15 protein-coding genes are annotated in these 15332 nt (G+C 49.6%); 7 read left to right on the top strand and 8 right to left on the bottom strand.

The window, feature by feature from the left end; all coding sequences use genetic code 11:
- Positions 1 to 116 precede the first annotated feature (116 nt).
- Both trmJ and suhB read right to left on the bottom strand, forming a co-directional pair.
- Positions 117 to 842 (bottom strand): tRNA (cytosine(32)/uridine(32)-2'-O)-methyltransferase TrmJ, encoded by a 726-nt coding sequence (gene trmJ, locus AB8S08_RS02205; RefSeq protein WP_369743316.1) that lies wholly within the window; start codon positions 840 to 842, stop codon positions 117 to 119.
- Positions 843 to 948: 106 nt separating this feature from the next.
- Positions 949 to 1749 (bottom strand): inositol-1-monophosphatase, encoded by an 801-nt coding sequence (suhB, locus tag AB8S08_RS02200; RefSeq protein WP_313932997.1) that lies wholly within the window; start codon positions 1747 to 1749, stop codon positions 949 to 951.
- A gap of 302 nt (positions 1750 to 2051) precedes the next feature.
- On the opposite strand from suhB, the gene AB8S08_RS02195 reads away from it, so the two are divergent.
- Positions 2052 to 2213 carry a DUF3545 family protein gene (locus AB8S08_RS02195; protein ID WP_369743315.1) on the top strand — a complete coding sequence of 54 codons (162 nt, stop codon included), beginning with the start codon at positions 2052 to 2054 and terminating at the stop codon, positions 2211 to 2213.
- A gap of 181 nt (positions 2214 to 2394) precedes the next feature.
- Here the strand turns inward: AB8S08_RS02195 and ung are convergent, their stop codons facing one another.
- Positions 2395 to 3057, bottom strand: coding sequence for a uracil-DNA glycosylase (ung, locus tag AB8S08_RS02190; protein WP_369743313.1), 663 nt, complete (start codon positions 3055 to 3057; stop codon positions 2395 to 2397).
- 153 nt (positions 3058 to 3210) lie between these two features.
- Here ung and AB8S08_RS02185 point away from each other — a divergent pair, with 153 nt between their 5' ends.
- The gene (locus AB8S08_RS02185) at positions 3211 to 4026 is read left to right on the top strand and encodes a glycosyltransferase family 2 protein (RefSeq protein ID WP_369743311.1); all 816 of its coding nucleotides are present in this window, start codon (positions 3211 to 3213) and stop codon (positions 4024 to 4026) included.
- A 4-nt stretch (positions 4027 to 4030) separates the two neighbouring features.
- On the top strand, positions 4031 to 4783 hold the full coding sequence (locus AB8S08_RS02180; RefSeq protein WP_369743310.1) for a glycosyltransferase family 25 protein: 753 nt from the start codon (positions 4031 to 4033) through the stop codon (positions 4781 to 4783).
- On the opposite strand, the gene AB8S08_RS02175 is transcribed toward AB8S08_RS02180, so the two are convergent.
- From AB8S08_RS02175 to AB8S08_RS02160, 4 genes are all read right to left on the bottom strand, one after another.
- Positions 4776 to 6833 carry a prolyl oligopeptidase family serine peptidase gene (locus AB8S08_RS02175; protein WP_369743308.1) on the bottom strand — a complete coding sequence of 686 codons (2058 nt, stop codon included), beginning with the start codon at positions 6831 to 6833 and terminating at the stop codon, positions 4776 to 4778. The two genes, AB8S08_RS02180 and AB8S08_RS02175, sit on opposite strands and share 8 nt — an antisense overlap.
- Positions 6834 to 6935: 102 nt before the next feature.
- Positions 6936 to 8762, bottom strand: a complete 1827-nt coding sequence (locus AB8S08_RS02170) for a DUF1302 domain-containing protein (RefSeq protein ID WP_369743306.1) — start codon at positions 8760 to 8762, stop codon at positions 6936 to 6938.
- 316 nt (positions 8763 to 9078) lie between these two features.
- On the bottom strand, positions 9079 to 10008 hold the full coding sequence (locus AB8S08_RS02165; protein ID WP_110076673.1) for an electron transfer flavoprotein subunit alpha/FixB family protein: 930 nt from the start codon (positions 10006 to 10008) through the stop codon (positions 9079 to 9081).
- Entirely contained in the window at positions 10005 to 10754 is a 750-nt protein-coding gene (locus AB8S08_RS02160) for an electron transfer flavoprotein subunit beta/FixA family protein (protein ID WP_110076674.1), read from the bottom strand. Before AB8S08_RS02160 ends, AB8S08_RS02165 begins: the two co-directional genes overlap by 4 nt.
- Before the next feature lie 123 nt (positions 10755 to 10877).
- Here AB8S08_RS02160 and AB8S08_RS02155 point away from each other — a divergent pair, with 123 nt between their 5' ends.
- The 4 genes from AB8S08_RS02155 (at position 10878) to pgsW (ending at position 14464) form a co-directional block, all read left to right on the top strand.
- A complete protein-coding gene (locus AB8S08_RS02155) occupies positions 10878 to 11318 on the top strand; it encodes a SufE family protein (protein ID WP_369743304.1) in 441 nt (146 codons plus the stop codon).
- A gap of 164 nt (positions 11319 to 11482) precedes the next feature.
- On the top strand, positions 11483 to 12727 hold the full coding sequence (pgsB, locus tag AB8S08_RS02150; protein ID WP_369743302.1) for a poly-gamma-glutamate synthase PgsB: 1245 nt from the start codon (positions 11483 to 11485) through the stop codon (positions 12725 to 12727).
- Positions 12724 to 13302 carry a poly-gamma-glutamate biosynthesis protein PgsC gene (pgsC, locus tag AB8S08_RS02145; RefSeq protein WP_110076676.1) on the top strand — a complete coding sequence of 193 codons (579 nt, stop codon included), beginning with the start codon at positions 12724 to 12726 and terminating at the stop codon, positions 13300 to 13302. The genes pgsB and pgsC overlap by 4 nt, the downstream gene beginning before the upstream one ends.
- A gap of 10 nt (positions 13303 to 13312) precedes the next feature.
- A complete protein-coding gene (gene pgsW / locus AB8S08_RS02140) occupies positions 13313 to 14464 on the top strand; it encodes a poly-gamma-glutamate system protein (RefSeq protein ID WP_369743300.1) in 1152 nt (383 codons plus the stop codon).
- A 51-nt stretch (positions 14465 to 14515) separates the two neighbouring features.
- Here pgsW and tcdA read toward each other — a convergent pair whose 3' ends face one another.
- Positions 14516 to 15304: a tRNA cyclic N6-threonylcarbamoyladenosine(37) synthase TcdA gene (gene tcdA / locus AB8S08_RS02135; RefSeq protein ID WP_369743299.1), complete on the bottom strand. Its 789-nt coding sequence runs from the start codon at positions 15302 to 15304 to the stop codon at positions 14516 to 14518.
- Positions 15305 to 15332 lie beyond the last annotated feature (28 nt).

The following is a 15332-nucleotide window of genomic DNA, read 5'->3' as shown; positions in this document are numbered from 1 at the left end:
GCCTTTCTGCCTCCTGTTAATTCTGGAAGCAATTTTGTCATACCCGAGTATTTTAGTCAAGTATTCAACAGGCCATTATCGGCACCGTCAGCAGGGCCCCAATAACAGCCGTGACGTTACTTCATCTTCTTGTCTACTGAGGTTAAAATGCCGCGCAAAATATTCAGTTCGGCCGCCTCAGGACGAGCACGGGTAAACAGCCGCCGCAACTTGGCCATCACTTGGCCGGGATGCTGCTTAATGATAAAGCCGGTGGCTGAAAGGGTCTGTTCTAGGTGCGTGTAAAAGCGCTCTAAATCCTCAACTAACGGGTATTCTACAACTTCTGCGGCAGGGTCCGTTGCTGCTTGCTGGCCTTCTAAAAACTGCATGCGAATTTCGTAGGCCAGGGTTTGCACGGCCATGGCCAAATTCAGTGAGCTGTAATCTGGATTAGAAGGAATATGCACATGGTGAGTACACTGCTGCAGCTCTTCGTTAGTTAAACCACTACTCTCGCGCCCAAACACCAGCGCAACAGGGTAGTTAGGCGCTTCTTGTAGCACTTGCGTGGCGGTTTGGCGCGGGCCTAATAACGGCCAGTCGAGCGTACGGTTACGTGCGCTGGTACCTACCACTAGCCCACAATCGCTAATGGCTTCAGCTAAGCTGCCAACAATCTTGGCGTTAAACAGCACATCGGTAGCACCAGCGGCTAGGGCCGATGCTTGGCTATCAGGCGCTTGCACCGGATCAACCAACGTCAGCTGCGTGAGCCCCATAGTCTTCATGGCACGAGCAACCGAGCCGATGTTACCGGTATGGCTGGTGTTGACTAACACAATCCGAATGTTATCTAGCATGGTTTTAAACCCCAACTTCGATATTAGCTATTAGCTATTAGCTATTGGATATTAGGTAGCGCCGGAGCGGCGCTAATGTCTAACGTCTAATATCGTGTTTGCTTTCCTACCGAAGTGATTCAGGTAAATGCGGACGCGCTTTGGTCAGAAGGTGCTGCACCACTTTCGGGTTACCTGCAACGGTGTGACCGCTGGTCATAAAGCTATGGCCACCAGCAAAGTCCGCCACAAGACCACCTGCCTCACGCACAATCAGTTGTCCGGCGGCAATATCCCAAGGCTTCAAACTGAATTCCCAGAAGCCATCGATGCGGCCTGCGGCAACATAAGCTAAATCAAGGGCGGCGGCACCATTGCGACGCATATCACCCACGTGCTCAAACAAGGCTGCGAATACCGCTAAGTATTCTTTGGTCATGTCTTTGCGTTTGAATGGGAAGCCGGTAGCTAACAAGGCACCGTTAAGGTCGCGCTGAGCTTTAACGCGTAACCGTTTGCCGTTTAGCTGTGCACCCGCACCTTTGGTAGCGGTAAAGAGTTCTTCGCGCAGCGGATCGTAAACCACGGCAACTTGTACCTGGCCTTTGTAGCTGTATGCGATAGAGATAGCGAAGTGAGGGATACCGCGCAAGTAATTGGTGGTGCCATCTAATGGGTCAATAATCCATTGATGATCAGCATCTTTACCCATCACTTCTCCGCTTTCTTCTGCTAAGAAGGAGTGATCTGGGTAGGCCTTTTGAATGGTGCGAATGATGGCACTTTCAGCGGCTTTGTCTAACTCAGTTACAAAGTCGTTCTGACTTTTAACTTCTACGTTGAGGTCAACTTCTACGCCGAAGTTTTTAACTAAGATTTTGCCGGCGGCACGCGCTGCGCGCACACCGATGTTTAACATGGGATGCATACCAAATTACCTGTGCTGTAAAAGAACGATTGTGGCCGCGGATTATACGTGGATTTGGGGTTTAAGACAAGAGCGCTATTGGCTATTAGACATTAGCTATTAGCTATTAGCTATTAGCTATTAGTAAAGGCGAGTGCGTGGACGGCACCAATATCTAATATCTAACAGCTAACAGCGCCTTTGCTTTTACCTGTTCACATTTCCATCAAGCCGTGTTATAAAAATGCTGCGCTACAAGTACAAGAGTACGATTCTTGTGCAAATTATTAGAACAACAACCAACAGAAAAGCCGGAGTGTCCCATGGATCATTCACAAGAGCTACAGCAAGTTGAATCTAAGTCTAGTAAACGCAGTGCCCCTCGCAAATGGCGAGAAATTGAAATGTTGAAGGAGAAGTATCGGTTACGCGATGAGCTTCGTGACATTGATTTCGATTTCGACGCCGATCTCGATGAATTGTAAGTAAGAGCAAATACGCTATTGGTCATTAGTCATTGGATATTGGTGCCGCCCGTGCACCATCCTTTGCTTTTGCCAATAGCTAATGTCTAACGGCTAACTGCGCTCTTGCCTTTGCTTTTGCTCTTGCCTTCGCTTTTGCCAATATCTAATGTCTAACAGCTAACAGCGCTCTTGCTCTTACTCAAGCAAATAACTCGGGGCCGGAGCGGTTGAGGAGTTTTGCTGTGGTGGCAAAATGCCCTGCGGTGAAGAAGCCTCGATGCGCTGATAACGGCGACGGATGAACGGTTTGCAGAATGGTGTGACGCGAGTCATCTATGAGCGCAGCCTTCTTCTGTGCGTGGGCGCCCCACAACATGAATACTACTCCTTCGCGTTGCGCTGATACGGCCTGAATAGCGGCGTCGGTGAAGTTTTCCCAGCCCCACTTGGCATGGGAGTGTGCTTTGCCATGCTCGACGGTGAGTACGGTATTTAGCAATAAGATTCCACGTTTGGCCCAGCCTTCTAAGTTGCCGCTAGAGGGTATTTGATAGTCGGCAAAATCATGTTTGATAGCTTTATAAATGTTACGTAGCGACGGTGGTATGGCGACGCCGTCGGCCACAGAAAAGGCTAAACCATGGGCTTGGCCAGGTCCGTGATACGGGTCTTGTCCGATAATGACCACTTGTACTTGGCTCAATGGCGTGAGCTCAAAAGCGCGCAACACTTGCGCTGCGGGCGGATAAACGAGGCTCTGTTGACGCGCTGCCTGTACCCGTTGTTGCAACGGTGGCCAATAGGCTTGCTGTTGTTGTTGCGCTAACCAAGGTTGCCAATCGTTGTCTAACGTAAGCTGCATAAGCCTTCTCTTTACTCTTTATTAGTAGTTATCGCACGTCATTATACGTAATTTAACTTGCAATTAACTGACTATTTTTACTGTCTAACTGGCTATAATGAGGGCCACAGCAAGCCGAAGACTTATCGAATCACGACAACTAATGAGGACGCTATGACAGCTTCTGCACAACAGCAACCCAACTACCCGCCCTTAAGTGTCTTTGTAATCACCTTGAACGAGGGTGAACACTTAGACGAGGTTCTTAGCAGTGTGGCTGGGGCCGATGAGATTGTAGTGGTGGATTCCGGCTCGACCGATGCGACCTTAGAAATTGCCAAGCATCACGGGGCGCGTATTGTCCACAATGATTGGCCTGGCTACTCCAAGCAAAAGGCTTTTGCTATTACCCAATGCAGCCACAACTGGATTCTGAACTTAGATGGCGATGAGGTGATGCCAGAGGGTGGCTTGCAGATGATTCGCGAACGGATTGCACAGGGCGATATCAATGGCATTTGGATTCATCATGATGACATTTTTATGGGGCATAGTCTGAAGAAGGCGCGCCATCATAAGTATCGGCGGGTGTATCGTCGTGATAAGAGCAAGATGGATACCAGTGTGATTGTGCATGAGCACATTGAGGTAGAAGAGCCGACCGCCTATTTGCCGATTTATTTAAAGCATTACGGTTACGATACCGCGCACGGCTATATGGACAAGCTGAATAAATACTCGTTGCTAAAAGCCAAGCAACGGCTGGAGCAAGGCCGGCCCTGCAGTTTGCCGCGTTTGCTGCTGATTTTTCCGTTGATGTTTTTAAAATTTTATCTGGGTCGACAAATGATTTGGTCGGGTTGGCGTGGCTTTATCAAAGCCAATATCGATGCCTTTCATTTTTTCTTAACCGAGGCCAAGCTCTACGAGATGGCGTACCGCGCGAAGCGTGAACAAAACCCAAAAAGTAACAAACCGTTAGAGAAATAACCCTATGCAGCAGTCGTTATCTGCACAGATTTTAGTGATTAATCTTAAGCATTCTACCGATAGATGGTTGAACGTGAGTAAGCAACTTGACCAATTAGGCATGCCCTATACCCGCATCGATGCGGTATGGGGCAAAGAGCTTACTCAGGAGCAACTATCGGCCGTCATCGATACCTCACGTAGTCAGCGCGAGTTTCATTATCAGTTAACGGCTGGTGAAATTGCCTGTTATTTATCGCACCTCAAGGCTTGGCAATACATTGTTGACCATCAACTTGATTATGCCGTGGTGCTAGAAGACGATGTTTGTTTTAGTTCGGACTTCAAAGACATCCATGAGGCTATTGCAGCAGTGTCTGAGCCGTGGCACGTGTTAAAACTTGCCGCTCCGTTTAAGCAACAGCCCGCTATTACAACCCGTGCTATCAAGCAGTTTGATTTGGTGCGCTATCGTAAGCCACCGATTGGTGCTTGTGCACAAGTCATCAGCTTGGCCGGAGCCAAACGGCTATTGGCCCAACGCCCACCTTTATTTCGCCCAATTGATGTAGATATGCAGTGGCAGCATGAACTGGGGTTACAGGTTTATGGATTATTACCGTACACGGTAGACAATACTCACACTCATGGCAGCGATATTAAGTCTGTAGCCGATCGGCGTCAGGTGAAACGTCACCCATGGCGACGATTAAAACATCAGCTGTTGCTTTACTTAGATGGTCGTAAAGCAGCAGCCGAGTTTGAGCACACTAATTAGCGCTTGGCTGGTGTTGCTCGAACCAATGCAGGATGTACGCTACTTTGGCCATTAGATTCGAGGGTCTGGCGTAGATGCCGTGAGGAGCATCTGGCACCCGCACCATAGCAGTTTCGACACCGGCTAATTTCAGCGCTTGGTAATATTGCTCAGATTCTGAAATCGGCGTGCGATGGTCGGCTTCACCGGTTAGCAACATGGTAGGCGTGGTCACGTTACCGACATAGCTGATAGGTGAATACTTCATGTAGTGCTCTTGGTGCTCCCAGGGCTTACCAGGGAACCAATACTTGCTGAAATAGTTATACATATCAGCAGTTAACACAAAGCTGTACCAGTTGATAACAGGTTTAGCTACTACTGCCGCAGCAAAGCGATCCGTATGCCCGACAATCCATGCGGTGAGCACTCCGCCACCGCTACCACCGGTAACATATAAACGTTGCTCGTCGATAAAGCCTTTGCTGATCACTGCATCCACACCATCCATGAGGTCGTTATAATCATGGCTTGGGTAATTGTGGTGAATTTCTTGGGCAAACTTTTCGCCATAGCTGGTGCTACCGCGCGGGTTGGTATAAAGCACCACGTAACCTTGCGCCGCCATTAACTGAATTTCTGCGGCAAAAGACCCTGCATAAGCTGTATGTGGGCCGCCATGAATTTCCAGAATCAGCGGGTATTTCTTGGTTGGGTCAAAGTTTGGCGGATAGGCAATCCAACCTTGAATTTTATGGTCATCGACGCTGCTGTCGTACCAAATTTCTTCGATACGCGCCAAGGTTTTATGATTCAACAAGTCATCGTTAAGCGCGGTCAGCTTACGAGTGATTTTACTGGTTTGTAGCACTAAATCGGCAGGACGATTGGCGCTCGCTAAGGTATAGACTAAATCACCGCTGCTGCTGACATCGAACTGACCGCCGCTATAGGGCCGAGAATAGCTTAAGCCTCCCATGCTATCCGTTAGCACGCGGCGTTTGCCGTTGAGATTCTGATAGGCTATGTGGCCCTTACCTTCGCGATCGTAGGCAAAATACAAGCCACGGCTGTCATCAGCCCACTTCACCTGCCCTACGCTGTAATCAAAATCTTGAGTTAACAGCTTAGGTGACTGGCCAGAAAGGTCCATCACGTATAGATGAGTGAGCTGATAGCTCTTGTAGGTATCATCGTAGCCTAACCAAGCTAACTTTTTGCCATCGGGGCTTATCACCGGTGAATGATCGGGCCCTTGACGATCGGTCAGTTGTTGAATATCACCGGTTGCTAGGGTGAGCTGATAGAGCTCAGAGTTATTGGGTTGCTCGAACGCATCAGCATGAGCATTAGCGGAAAAGATCAACTGCTTGGCATCGGCGCTCCACGCCAACGCGCCACCATGGTTGTAATCACCAAAGGTTAACTGTCGAGGTGACCCTCCGGTAGTAGGTACCACATAAATTTGGCTGTAACCATCTGGAGTGTAGCCAGCTCCGTCGGCGCGATAATTATCTTTATCGATGTAACGCGGTGGCTCAGCCCAATTAGCGCCTTGCGGCTTGCCCGGTAGGCTTACGGGCGCAGCTTTGTGCTGCGGCGTGAACATAGTAAAGGCCAACCATTTACCATCCGGTGACCAAGATAGGTTACTGGGGCTGCTGGTTAGGCGGGTAATAGGTGCATGCTCGCGTGTATCGGTCCAGTACAGGTGAATTTGGTTGCTGCCTGAGCGATTAGACACAAACGCTAATTGTTTGCCATCGGGAGACCAAGTGGGCGAATGGTCTTGCGCATCACCACCCGTTAGTGGCCGTAATTCGCCTTTGTTGTTTACCCTCCACAAGTTTCCTTGTTTGCGATCTGCCATGATGTTCATGAAGTTACGCACAAAGACTGTGTAATCGCCCGACGGGTGAATAGCTGGATTGCTGGCGTATTCTAATTGAAAGACATCTTCAAGTTGGAGCAACTGCTGTTTACTCTGCGCCTCACTATTGGCGGCTTGCGCTGGTGCGTAAACCAGAGCGCTGGCAACCAGGGCAAGGGCTGTTGTCATTATCGTTTTCATTGTTCACCGACCCTAACTGTTGGACTTTTATTGAACTAAAGACTACTTAGAAAAAAACCCGCCGAGGCGGGTTTTTGATTCATGTTGCTGTAGCCCGCTTGCTTAGAAGCTGTAGCTGAAGCTAATGGCTGCGAAATCACGGTCAGAAGCTGGCTCGTAATCACCGCCGGTATTGATGTTGTAACCAATACCAATTTTGTATGCGCTTAAGTAGCTGAAATCAACACTCAAACCGATGGTTTTACGACCTTCGATAAAGTTTGAGTTAGCTGAATAGCCTTTCACGTCGTGGCCTAACGCCAACGTTGGTTGCATGTTCCAACCCGCAAACACGTTGTTGTAGTCACCGACGATACGAGCACGATAGCCCCACGAGGTGCTGGTGACAAAGCCTTCACAGTTGATATCGCCCGCTGGAGCCGGGTTACCCAACTGCATTTGGTCAGCTACGCTCAAGCATTTGCCGTACACTGGGTTACGGCCGTAACGCTGTTCGTCTAAGCCGGCTAAACCGTGCACCTTGCTGATCGCAACTTCACCGATGAAGGTAACGCGGCTGGCACCTAACACGTTGTCTAGGAAGCGAATACCTGACATCTGCCACTGCGAGACATCGTATTCATCGTAACCGTGTTGCAGTTCGCCTAGGTTAGTAATCAGACCGTTTTCATCGCGTTGAATACGGTTGCTGAAAGTACTAGGAACACCTGCACGTAAACCGGTCGACAAAATCTCAGTGGTGTTGATTTGCACTGGCATATCGATGCGATAGCTCATTTCACCACCAACAGACCAGTCGCCTAAGGTAGTTGCTACACTGGCACCGAAGATTTTGGTGTCTTCAGGGAACTCAAGCACGTAATCAGGACCAGCAATTGGAATACCATCTGGGTGACTTAGCGCCGGAGTTGGCTGCTTGGTCCAGTTGTATGCTGAGATGATTGGCGTTTGTGTATGAATGTTCATGAAGTACAAGCCAAACTCAACGTCAATGTCGGTAGCATAGTGACGCATCGCGAAACCGTACTGGCCGCCATCGTCTGGCTCGATATCTGGCGCCCGCTCTAAGTAGGTACCGTACTGTACTGACTCAAGATCGCTTAGGTTAGAGTCTGGGTCACCAGGCACTAATTGCGGGTTCAGGGTCACTTTGTTACAGCCTGGGCCACCTAAAATATCAATGGTAGAGAAGAAAGTACCACAACCATCTAGTTTGTAGTCATCCCACTCATACTGATAAAACATATCTAAGCTGGTTTCGTCAGTTAAACCTATGTTTAGGTTCACCATGCCTACTGGCAACAAGGCTTCTTTAATTTCCACTCCTGGTCGACGAATTGCGTTCACGTCCACCGGGTTAATAGCGTTCACACCATTGAAGATAAAGGTACTTTCACCCCAGCTCAATACCTGACGGCCAACCCGCAAGTTAGCTGGCATATCACCGATATCAAAATAGGCGTATGCGAACGCATCTAACAACTCAAAACCAGAACCGGTTGAGTAGTCATCTAATGCATCGTTGTTCAGAGTAACATCTGAGAAATAGTTGGTACCCGTATGACCATGAGCTACGTTATTGTTCTTGATAACATCGTCATACCAGTATTTGAAACGGAAGAAAGCGCCGTAATCGCCGCCATCAATACTTAAATCGTGAACGCCCTTGAAAACTGACGACACCATGTCGCCTTTGTCGTAGTTCAAGTTACCGTCGTCGGCGACGCCAGATTGGCCTAAACCACCGACCATATTACCTGGGTGGATAACGCGCATATCGCGCTCTTCCATACGCCAAGCGGCGCCATAAGAAATGATTGAATCGAATTTGACTTTAACGTCACCAACATCGAATTCTGCTGCTTGTACGCCTGCTGTTCCTGCTAGTGCGAGCGTAATTGCGGTCGCGAGAGGTAATTTTTTTAGCATAGTTGTTCTTCTTTTCATGTTAGCCACCTAATCCTATTAGGATGTTATGCAGTCAATCATGTCCGATGAGTTAGAAATATGCAAGTGCTTCGTTAAAAAAGTAGCTGGATAAGAGCAAGGGCGCTGTTAGATATTAGCTATTGGATATTAGAGCAAGGGCGCTGTTAGATATTAGCTATTGGATATAAGAGCAAGAGCGCTGGTAGATATTAGCTATTGGATATTGGAGGGGGCGCTGGTAGATATTAGCTATTGGATATTGGAGCAAGAGCGCTAATAGCTAATATCCAATAGCTAACAGCGCTCTTGCTTTCATCTACAACGCTTGTTCTAACTGCGGCAACACATCAAACAAATCAGCGACCAAGCCGTAATCTGCTACTTGGAAGATCGGTGCTTCTTCGTCTTTGTTGATGGCGACGATGACTTTTGAGTCTTTCATGCCTGCTAAGTGCTGGATAGCACCGCTGATACCAACAGCGATATACAGGTCTGGGGCAACGATTTTACCGGTTTGACCCACTTGCATATCATTTGGTACGAAGCCGGCATCTACGGCTGCACGAGATGCGCCCACTGCTGCACCTAGTTTGTCTGCTACTTTTTCGAGTAACTGGAAGTTTTCGCCGTTTTGCATGCCGCGGCCACCTGAAATAACCACGCTGGCGGCGGTTAGGTCTGGGCGTTCAGATTGAGCTAGCTCTTCGCCAACAAATTCAGCTTTGTCTGAGTTAAAGACGGCGTCGATGGCTTCTACGCTGGCACTGCCGCCTTCGGCTGCTACCGCATCAAAGGCGGTACCGCGAACGGTGATGACTTTGATGGCATCGGTAGCCTGTACGGTGGCGATGGCGTTACCTGCGTAAATCGGACGCTTGAAGGTATCGGCGCTTTCTACGCTAATGATGTCTGATACTTGAGCAACATCTAGCAGAGCGGCAACGCGCGGCATGAAGTTTTTGCCGGTGGTGGTTGCAGCAGCCAGAATATGGCTGTAGTTCTTACCTAAATCAGCTACTAAATCGCCTAAGTTTTCAGCTAAGAAATGACCATAAGCGGCATTATCTGCGAGCAATACTTTGCTCACGCCAGCAGCTTGTGCGGCTTGTTCTGCGACCGCTTGGCAGCCTGCGCCAGCAACTAGCACGTGGATGTCGCCACCGATTTGTTGGGCAGCGGCTAGGGTTTTTAGTGTAGCTGCGTTTAAGCTAGCGTTATCGTGTTCGGCAATGAGAAGAATGCTCATATCACTTTTGCCTCATTTTTTAATTTTTCAACTAACTCAGCAACGTCGGCCACTTTGATACCGGCACTACGTTCTGCTGGGGCTTCAACTTTTAATAAGTTTACGGTACGGGCTACGTTGACGCCTAAATCGGCGGCGCTCATCACATCTAGCGGCTTCTTCTTCGCTTTCATGATGTTTGGCAAAGATGCGTAGCGCGGCTCATTTAAACGTAGGTCGGTGGTGACGATAGCTGGCAATTGCAGCTTCACCGTTTGTAAGCCACCGTCGATTTCACGAGTGACCTGCACACTACCTTCAGCAACGTTCACTTTTGAGGCAAAAGTACCTTGTGGCATACCGGTTAAGGCGCCAAGCATTTGCCCGGTTTGGTTGTTGTCTGAATCGATAGCTTGTTTACCTAGAATCACCAGCTGTGGTTCTTCTTTGGCAACCACGGCTTGCAATAACTTAGCTACCGCAAGTGAGTCTGGTAGTTCATCAGTTTCAACTTGAATAGCACGGTCGGCGCCTAGCGCTAAGGCGGTACGCAGTTGCTCTTGCACTGCTTTAGGACCAATACTGACCACCACAACTTCGGTGGCATGGCCTTGCTCTTTAAGACGAACAGCTTCTTCTACCGCAATTTCACAGAACGGGTTAAGAGCCATTTTGACATTGGCTAGATCAACGTCTGATTGGTCCGCTTTGACGCGAACTTTAACGTTGTAATCAATGACGCGTTTCACCGCCACTAATACTTTCATGGTGTCGTTCCTGTTGTGTTATTTTCAGTTCAAAAATGGATTTAGACTCTGCAAGATTAACATTTTTCGCAGCAAAAATGGTACTCTTACCGCCATATTTCTTAGCAAGGTTTGTTTCATATCATGTACGGCATCCTCTCTGAATCCGATCTCAAGCAACTGGCGACGAGTTTTGTGAAGCCCGATCAGCGGCTGCGCGAATTGGTGCTGTTAGCTAAGCAGACGCCCCTTACATCGGCCTTGCAGCAGCCGCAGTTTGAGGTGTTTGGCTGCGAAGCTAAGGTATGGTTGCAATGCCAATGGCTGGCGAGCACCAGCGGCCCCGCCACTCCAACCGCTGCACCGCAGACTGCGTCCTTACAGCTTGAGCTTGGTAGTGAATCGCGCACCGTTCATGGTCTATTACAGCTGATCAAGCAAGCGTTGCAAGGCGCCAGCCCCACGCAACTAGAAGCGTTTGATTTGGTGGCGTATCTGCGCGCGTTACACTTAGATGACTACATCAGTGAGTCGCGACGCGATGGTTTGCAGGCTGTGGTGGCTGCAATCAAGGGTAAAGCTTAGGTAAAGTCATCATCTATTGGTTGTATTAAAGCGTAGATCAGTTCGTAATGATTGCATTGTAAAGACCCTAGTAACTAGCTGGTTTGCTTGAAGAAGCATTTTTTTAAGAAGCAGCTAGACTGAGTTGAGCAAGTATTCTGACTCGATAACCTGATGGAGCTGATATGACCGATCAGATGTTCCAATACATTCCAACCATGCTGCTGCTGATGTTAGGGCTATGGCTGACGTTGGTAGTGCTGCTCGCCTTTGAAGCACTCAGCCACCGGTGGACGCTACGTTCTATTCCCATTCGCATTCATGTGAATGGCACCCGTGGCAAAACTTCTGTCACTCGTTTAATTGCCGCCGGTTTGCGTGGTGGTGGTATTCGTACCTGTGCCAAAACCACCGGCTCAGCCGCAGCGATGACCGACCCTGATGGCCGTGAGTTTCCGATTTATCGGATTGCTGGAGCCAATATTCTAGAGCAGATGCGCTTATTAAAGCGGATGGCGGCACTCAAACCGCAAGCTGTGGTGATTGAGTGCATGGCCCTGCAGCCTCATTATCAATCGCTGACTGAGCTGAAAATGGTGCGCTCTAATATAGGCGTGATCACCAATGCGCGGCCGGACCATTTGGACGTGATGGGCCCGAACGAAACGGATGTTGCTTTGGCGTTAGCCGGCAGTACCAGTGTGCGCGGCGATATGTTTACTGCCGAACGCGATTTGCTCGCTATTCTTAGTGATGCCGCGGCGGATAGGCGCAGCACCATGCACGCGGTGAGCTTAGCTGAGGTAGAGGCGATTGATGCTGACACCATGAGTCAATTTAAGTATCGCGAGCATGCCGAAAACGTCGCTTTAGCACTGAAGATTTGTGAGTTTGTTGGGGTCGACCGGCAACAAGCGCTGCAAGGTATGCTGGCCCTCGAGCCCGAAGCCGGCGCCATGCAAATCTTAAAAATCAGCTACTTTAATCGTCACTTGATGTTCGTCAATGCCTTTGCTGCTAACGACCCTGAATCTACCGGGTCGATTTGGGAGAACATTCTTAAACAGCATGCGCCAGCACAAACGGAAGATGGCGAACCGCGCAAACGTATCGCACTGATTAACTGTCGGGCCGATCGCCCCCATCGTAGTCAGCAAATGGCTGAAGCTGCAGCGGAATGGACCCCGGCCGATAAATATTTGCTGATTGGTAGCGGTACCTTGTTATTTGTGCGAACGGCGCTGAAGCACGGGATCCCGCCGGAGCGGTTATTGGTGTTAGAAAACGCACCTGTGACCGAAGTTATTGAACATATTTTAGAGCAATCTGGGCAGCATGCGGTGATTGTAGGCATGTGTAATATTCACGGTGGCGGCGAACAAATCGCGCGCTTTTTCCATAACCGTGCAGTTGAAGAGGTTCACGTATGATAGCACTCAACATTTTGGCCGTTGCCATTGGTATCGGTTTATTCTTTGCGTTGTTTTTAAGCCAAATGCTGGGGTTAGCAGCAGGTGGTTTAGTGGTACCAGGCTATATGGCGCTGCAACTCACCAATCCGATGAGCATAGCGTTAACCTTATTTGCTGCCCTACTCACCTATTTGATTGTGCGCACCGTGGCTAGTTTTGCGGTGATTTATGGGCGTCGGCAAACCATCATCATGATTTTAACCGGTTACTTAATTGCCGGCCTGTTTGATGTGTTTTTAGCTAATTTGGTCACTTGGGTTGATCTCGACATGGTGGGCAGCACCTCAGGCGAAGGCGAAGCGCAAGTCGCGATGCTGGAATCAAATCTACTGATGTCGGTGATGGAGACTAATTTGATTGGTTACATCATTCCGGGCTTGATTGCCATTTGGTTTGACCGCCAAGGCGTACTGCAAACCCTCTGCGGTCTTGCAGTGACCGCAGTGCTGGTACGCTTAAGTTTGATTATTTTAATGCCCGATCAACTGGCCGCTTATGAAGCCAGCCAAGCCTTTCAGATGCCAGGTTGGTAAGGAGTAACAGATGGCGAAATATACGAAAATTTATTGGCGCTCGAGTGGCGTACCTACCTGGGGTTTAGTGTTTCTGACGATTGCCGCTTTGTCTGCCTTTTTGCTGGCAGAAAAGCTACAACAGCGCGACCCCGTGGTAGAGGAGAACTACACCACCATGGTTACTGCAGCTCGCATCATGCGTGATGCCATGGATACCTTGCAGCCGATTCGGGCCCAGCGTGAACCGATTAATCCGGAATTTGATCCGCAGCGTTCTGGCTTGATTGGGGTATCGACCAGCCCGGTAACCACTACTCGTGGTGGCCGTGAAAGCAAACAAACCACCATTAACCCGAACTGGGCGGCAGTGGCAGTGAAGTTGATGAAGCAAGCCGGCGTTGAACAAGGCGACAAGGTGGCGGTGACCGTATCTGGCTCGTTTCCGGCCATGAACCTTGCGGTGTATTCAGCTATTGAAGCGATTGGTGCCGAGCCGGTCATCATTGCTTCGGCTTCGTCTTCACAATGGGGCGCGAACGTGCCGGGCTTGCTCTGGATTGATATGGAACGCGAGCTACGCCAACGCGGCAAGCTCTCGTTAAAACCTATTGCGGTATCTATCGGTGGCGTAGAGGACCGTGGTGTGGATCTGTCGGCAGAGGGGATTGCGCTGATCAAACAAAGTATCGATCGCGCTGATATTCCGTTATTAGAGCCACAAGATTACCAAGAAGCCGTTGCTGAACGCGTTGCCCTGTTTCGTGAATACGCTGAAGGTGAGAAGTACAAAGCCTTTATTAACGTTGGTGGTGGTGCCACCATCGTGGGCCCGCCAGGGATTGATGATCAGTTTAAATCAGGGCTGATTTACGATGCTCCAGCGCGCGCTTTTGCGGTAGAAACCGTGATGGGACACTTTATTCGCGAAGGCACGCCGGGTATCCATATGATTGGTATCAAAGGCTTAGCCGAGCGCTATAACTTACCGTTGGCGCCACTCGAGCCCGTCGCTGTGGGTAATGGCGGGGTCTATAATGCCACCACTTATCGGCGTTGGTTGGCGGCGGTGTTAGGCCTTGGTTTGTTTGGCTTAACTTGGCTGATTGTCCGCAGCGCACGGATCAACAGCGTGTTCCAGCGTACCGGTGAAGATGGCAAGAGTGTGCGGCCGATGGTGTAAGCTGAATGGTGTAAGCCGTTAGTTCGTGTTCAGGAACTTTCGTTAGCCGCCTTAAGCCTTGGCTTTGGCGGCTAATTTATTGAGCAATAAAGCGACTGCATGCATCGCAAAGGTGCAGGTAACTGGCATGGCCGCGCCAAAGCCGGTACTGCAATCCATGCGCATACTGCCAGCGCCAGGTTTAGCATGCGACCATTCTTGGCTGCCATCCGCAAGGATGGCGGGATAGCGTAGCTGCTCGGTGGAATAGACCGCAGTAACACCAAAACTGCGTTTAGGATTCTTCGAGAAGTTGTAATTACGGCGCAACATAGAGCGCACTTTAGCTAGCAAGGGATCTTGCGTGGCTTTGGCTACATCAGCTGAAGTTACTTGGCTCGGATCCACTTGGCCTCCGGCGCCACCGCAAGTCACCAGAGGCAATTTGCGCCGCTTACACCAAGCAATCATGGCCGCCTTTACGGTCACACTATCGATAGCATCCAGCACTCCGCTCACGCTACCACCCAAGCATGTTTCAAGATTGTCAGCAGTTAAAAAATCATCGATGATATGCACTTGGCAGTCAGGATTAATCTCCCGTACCCGGGCTGCTAACACTTCCGTTTTGAGCTGCCCGACGGTACTGGTAAGCGCCGGCAATTGGCGATTGATGTTGGTGATACAAACATCGTCCAAATCAATCAGGGTTAACTGCCCTACGCCACTGCGAGCTAAGGCTTCAACCGCCCACGAGCCGACTCCACCCAGCCCAACCACAGCGATATGTTGCTGGCTAAAGTGGTTAGCAGCCTGCTGGCCATACACCCGCTGAATTCCTGAAAATCGTTGCTTACTCAATGCTGATCTCCTGTGACAAGCAAATGGC

Origin of the sequence: Pseudidiomarina sp. PP-1MA (assembly GCF_041200125.1) — a bacterium.
Taxonomy (GTDB): Bacteria; Pseudomonadota; Gammaproteobacteria; order Enterobacterales; family Alteromonadaceae; genus Pseudidiomarina; species Pseudidiomarina fusca.
This window is presented reverse-complemented; position numbering and strand designations above follow the sequence as displayed.